The sequence below is a fragment of the Streptomyces sp. NPDC051315 genome (assembly GCF_044455165.1).
Classification (GTDB): domain Bacteria; phylum Actinomycetota; class Actinomycetes; order Streptomycetales; family Streptomycetaceae; genus Streptomyces.
In genome coordinates, this window is record NZ_JBITEN010000055.1 from 1 (window position 1) to 1,601 (window position 1,601).

The window sequence follows — 1,601 nt, forward strand, 5'->3', positions numbered from 1 at the left end:
GTCCCCGCCAAACTCGACCTCGCCGCCTACGCCCGCCACACCCCCCTCCCCACCCTCCTGCACCACCTCGTCAAACCCACCCGCAAGCAGGCCGGCGACGCCGTGGCGGCCACGGAGTCCTTCGTGGACCGGCTGGCGGGACTCGGGGCGGAGGCTCGGGCGGCCGCACTGCTCGACCTGGTGCGGGGCGAGGCGGCCGTGGCGCTCGGCCATGCCAGCGCGGACGCGGTCCAGCCGGACCAGGCGTTCAAGAACCTGGGCTTCGACTCGCTGGCCGCCGTGGAGCTGCGCAACCGGCTCACCGCGGCGACCGGCGTCAAGCTCCCGGCCACCCTCGTCTTCGACCACCCCACCCCGCAGGCCCTGGCCCGGCAGTTGCTGGACCAGCTGGTCACCGAGTCGGAGCCGTCGGCGTCGGCGTCGGAGGTTCTGGCGGAGTTCGACCGGCTGGAGCGGGCGCTCGCCTCGGCCGTCCTGGACGCGGGACAGCGCGGTGAGCTGAGCAGGCGGCTGCAGTCGCTGTCGGCTCGCTGGGGTCAGATCGCGGTCGACGGCGGTGACGGCGGTGAGCTCGGCATCGATCTCGACTCGGCCAGCGACGACGAGCTCTTCGACCTCATCGACAGCGAACTCGGCCTCTAGGCGGTGTGTTCCGGCTCGTCCCGGGGTCGCGGCCCCGGGACGAGCCGGAGACCCCCGGCCAGGCAGCAGCCCGGTGTCCCATCGATACGAAGGATCAGATCTTCCATGAGCAATGACGAGAAGCTCCGCGACTATCTCAAGCGCGTGGTCGCCGAGTTGAAACAGACGCAGGGCAGGCTGCGCGAGGTCGAGGCCGTCAAGTCGGAGCCGATCGCGATCGTCGGGATGGCCTGCCGGCTGCCCGGCGGGGTGACCACCCCGGAGGAGCTGTGGCGGCTGGTCGCCGACGGCACCGACGCCGTCACCGAGTTCCCGACGAACCGCGGCTGGAACACCGACGAGCTCTACGACGCCGACCCCGAGCAGTCCGGGAAGTCGTACGTCCGCGAGGGCGGCTTCCTGCACGACGCCGGTGAGTTCGACGCCGGGTTCTTCGGGATCTCACCGCGCGAGGCACTGTCGATGAACCCGCAGCAGCGGATCCTGCTGGAGACCGCGTGGGAGACCTTCGAGCGGGCCGGGATCGCGCCGAGCACACTGAGCGGCAGCAGCATCGGCGTGTACGCGGGGGTGATGTACCACGACTACGCGGTCGGGCTGACCGAGGTGCCGCGTGAGGTCGAGGGCATGCTCAGCATCGGCAACTCGGGCAGCGCCACCTCGGGGCGCGTCTCCTACACCCTGGGTCTGGAGGGCCCGGCGGTGACGGTGGAGACGGCGTGCTCGTCGTCGCTGGTGGCGATCCACCTGGCGGCGCAGGCGCTGCGCGGCGGTGAGTGCTCGATGGCGCTGGCGGGCGGGGTCGCGGTCATGGCGACCCCGGACACCTTCGTCGAGTTCTCCCGGCAGCAGGGTCTGTCCCCGGACGGGCGGTGCAAGGCGTTCGCGGCGGCGGCCGACGGCACCGGCTGGTCGGAGGGCGCGGGTCTCCTGCTGCTGGAACGCCTGTCGGACGCCCG

At 72.0% G+C, this 1,601-nt stretch carries 2 protein-coding genes; both read left to right on the forward strand.

What is annotated here, in order from left to right; translation table 11 throughout:
• On the forward strand, nucleotides 1-642 hold a 642-nt coding region (locus tag ACIBBD_RS38750), incomplete at its 5' end, for a phosphopantetheine-binding protein (RefSeq protein WP_399424720.1).
• A gap of 105 nt (nucleotides 643-747) precedes the next feature.
• Nucleotides 748-1,601, forward strand: an 854-nt coding sequence (locus ACIBBD_RS38755; protein WP_399424722.1) for a beta-ketoacyl synthase N-terminal-like domain-containing protein, incomplete at its 3' end; no start/stop codon positions are given.